Raw genomic sequence first — 2,957 nt, forward strand, 5'->3', positions numbered from 1 at the left:
AGCCGATCGGGCTGGCCTCGGCGGCCCGCCAGGCCTGCGAAGATCCGGTTGAACACGCCCATCCGGCTCCAGCGGATGAAGCGGTTGTAGAGCGTCTTGTGCGGGCCGTACTCGGCAGGCGCGTCGCGCCAACGCAGGCCGTTGCGGATGACATGGATGATGCCGCTGACGACACGCTGGTCGTCCACCCGAGGCACGCCGTGCGACAGCGGGAAGAAAGGCGAGATCCGTGCGGCCTGCGCCTCCGTCAACCAGAACAGGTCATCCATGGCAGCACCTCCGGCCGCCATGGAATCACAGCATCATCAGAGCGCAAGGGCAGATTCAATAGGTCTTGAGCCTAGAGGCCATCCGATGGGCCAGGGACGCCCTCTTGGCTTCGTCCTGACAGGCGGCGGAGTGTCGGATTACAAGGCCGTGCCTGCGCTGCTCGACATGCCCGTGCCCAAGCCGAAGGCGTTGCTCGCCGACAAAGGATATGACGGGGACACCGTTCGCGAGAACCTGCTCTGCCGCGGCATCCTGCCAGTCGTTCCACCAGAGGCGAACCGCCGAGAGGCCGCCTGCCTGCGACTTCCAGCGCTACCGGGATCGCAATCACGTCGAGCGCCTGTTCAACCGCCTGAAGCAATTCTGCGCATCGCAACCCGGTATGATAAGACCGCTACTTCCTTCCTTGGATTCCTCTCACTCGCCGCCACGAAGCTCTGGCTAAACAACTATGTCAACAGAGCCTAGAGGCTATTATGGACCTGCCCCTAGAAGCTTGATTTTGCAGGCTTTCCGCGTCGATCCTGTATATAGAAAGTCACGCAATTTCAGCTGTTTATGGGTGGTCCATAACAGCCTCTAGAACTCGACGATCGCTAGGGGGCCACCACTCGATGCTCCGGGCGAGATTGACGTCACGATGCCTGTGTCTCCCTCTTTTCCATAGAATGGGTCGGCCCCAGCCGGTTCGGTGACTGAAACTTGTCCCTGCGGACTGAGGCAGATGAGCATTGCTGTTGTGGGCGGATAGCTACAGATCCTCACTTCATCGCTGACCTTTGGCCAATGCGATGGCTCACCTACAATCATGATGCGCGGCATCGTTCTTTCCATCCTGCAGGCAGCAGTTTCACAGATATTGATGTGAGGTCAACTATTGTTGGCTCAACGTTAAATTAGGACGGAATGTTAATTAACATCCAGTGTCTGTTAGCGCCTGATCCTTAGTCGATCTGCTGCGGAGGAAGTGGAAGGTGACGCGATGATGCTCACGGACGCACGGTGGGCGTTCTGGAGCCGTTGATAGAGGCCTGCCGCCCGCACCGCAAAGCGCAACATCATCACCTGCGGCGCACGGTGGAGGCGATCATCTGGCGCTGCCAGAGCGGCGCCGAGTAACGTATCATGCCCGCTGAGTACGATCCATGCTCGATGGCGGCATCAACCTGCATTCGCTGGGGCAGGCATGGCGTGTGGGGACAACTGTTGATCCTGGTTCAGGAGCAGGGCGTGCGGCTGGGCATGGTCGTCCTCGTTGGCAGCAACATCCGTGCACATCAGGTGGCCGCCGGTGCGGCCAAAAAAGGGAGATCCGGAGCCCGACGCGATACGCTTGAGGCTCCTGGCCGATCACGTGGCGGCTATGGCACCAAGGCCTGCGCGATCGCCGATGGCGGCTGCCGTGCCATCGCTTTCAGCCTGGCACCGGGCCCGGCGCACGAACTGCCGATGGCACGCGCCCTGATCAGCCGGCTGCAAGAGACGCCGACTTGTATAGTGGCTGACCGCGGCTACACCAGCCATGCCTTGTTCGAACACATCTGGAGCCGGGGCTCTCACCCGCCATTCCACCGCAGCGGCACGAGGCGCCACTCGCCTGCCTTTCGTGGATTTACCACAACCGCAATCGGGTGGAGCGGCCCGGCGCATGGCTCAAAGAATGGCGCGGGGACGCCACCCGCTACGAGAAGGCCGCCGCGCCATTCCTCAACGTCCTCTGCCTCGCCGCCTCGCTCAACCGCCCGTGGGCGACTGAACCTAGCGGGACCGTCGACTGCGGAGCAGAAGGTCAGCGCCGTCACCGGCCCGACGCCCGGCAGCGTCATCAGCTGGCGGTGGACGTCATCCTCGCGTACTGACGCCAGCATCAAGCGATGCAGGCGCTCGCGCTCCGTGCGAACGGCATCACGGGCCTACAGCAGCGGCCCCATCACCGCCTCCAGCCCCACCTTGCCCGTCGGCAAGTTCTCGGGCGCGGTCCGGAAAGGCTGCCTCGCTGACCTGCCCAACTTTGAACCCCAATCCACGCTGCGGCCCTCGAATGCCATGATCGAGGTCGCGCAGCTTGGCAACCAGTAGTTTGCGGCCACTCAGCAGGACTCGCAGGTCCTCGGACTGTTCTGACGTCACGTGCACCGCCTTGTACCAGCCGGTGCGCGCCACCTGCGCCATCGCCCGAGCATCGTTCCGGTCTGTCTGAACCGGCATGGCCTTGATCGTGGCGCGCAACTGCCGGGTCTCGAGAAGCACCACCGGCAGGCCAGCCTTGGCCAAGCCCGCGTGGAGCCACGGCGAGAGCGACCCTGCCTCCAGGCCAATGCGGCTAAAAATGAAGCCAGTGCCCGTCAGGGCTGCGGCCCTTGCCTCAAGCTCGCTCTCCACCTTGAGTTCACGCTGGATTGCCCCCTGCGCGTCCACGATGCGAATGCTGCTCGTCTCCAGCGAAACGTCGACGCCGGCGTAGTAGGTCATCGCCGTGCCGCCTTAATGCGTGATCCCGAAGGGTCGCATGGACGAACATCCGGCTACAGAACATCCAACCCAATGCCGACCCGATTACCGCATCTAGAGGCTGTTATGGACCTTTGGGCGGGTAACGATCAGGCTGAGGGGCATGAGTGCCCGCAAGCCGTACCCCTCTGACGTTTCCGATGATGAATGGGCGCTGGTTGCGCCCTACCTGACGC

The 2,957-nt window shown here is 62.5% G+C and carries 3 protein-coding genes and 2 pseudogenes; 2 read left to right on the plus strand and 3 right to left on the minus strand.

From position 1 onward, the window contains the following. Positions 1–269 (minus strand): transposase (locus IBL26_RS25300; RefSeq protein ID WP_187787265.1); only part of this gene is annotated, 269 nt, incomplete at its 3' end. Positions 270–354: 85 nt separating this feature from the next. Here IBL26_RS25300 and IBL26_RS26220 point away from each other — a divergent pair. Together IBL26_RS26220 and IBL26_RS25310 are read left to right on the plus strand one after the other, a co-directional pair. Then, positions 355–738 carry a transposase gene (locus tag IBL26_RS26220; RefSeq protein WP_367615511.1) on the plus strand — a complete coding sequence of 128 codons (384 nt, stop codon included), beginning with the start codon at positions 355–357 and terminating at the stop codon, positions 736–738. 517 nt (positions 739–1,255) lie between these two features. Next, positions 1,256–2,009 (plus strand): annotated as a pseudogene (locus IBL26_RS25310) (IS5 family transposase); the annotation flags it as partial. Between the two features lie 42 nt (positions 2,010–2,051). On the opposite strand, the pseudogene IBL26_RS26225 reads toward IBL26_RS25310, so the two are convergent. Both IBL26_RS26225 and IBL26_RS25320 read right to left on the minus strand, forming a co-directional pair. Next, positions 2,052–2,138 (minus strand): annotated as a pseudogene (locus IBL26_RS26225) (hypothetical protein); the annotation flags it as partial. A gap of 37 nt (positions 2,139–2,175) precedes the next feature. Further along, positions 2,176–2,742: an IS110 family transposase gene (locus IBL26_RS25320; RefSeq protein ID WP_187787267.1), complete on the minus strand. Its 567-nt coding sequence runs from the start codon at positions 2,740–2,742 to the stop codon at positions 2,176–2,178. Between the last annotated feature and the right edge of the window lie 215 nt (positions 2,743–2,957).

The organism is Teichococcus aerophilus (assembly GCF_014490485.1).
Classification (GTDB): domain Bacteria; phylum Pseudomonadota; class Alphaproteobacteria; order Acetobacterales; family Acetobacteraceae; genus Pseudoroseomonas; species Pseudoroseomonas aerophila.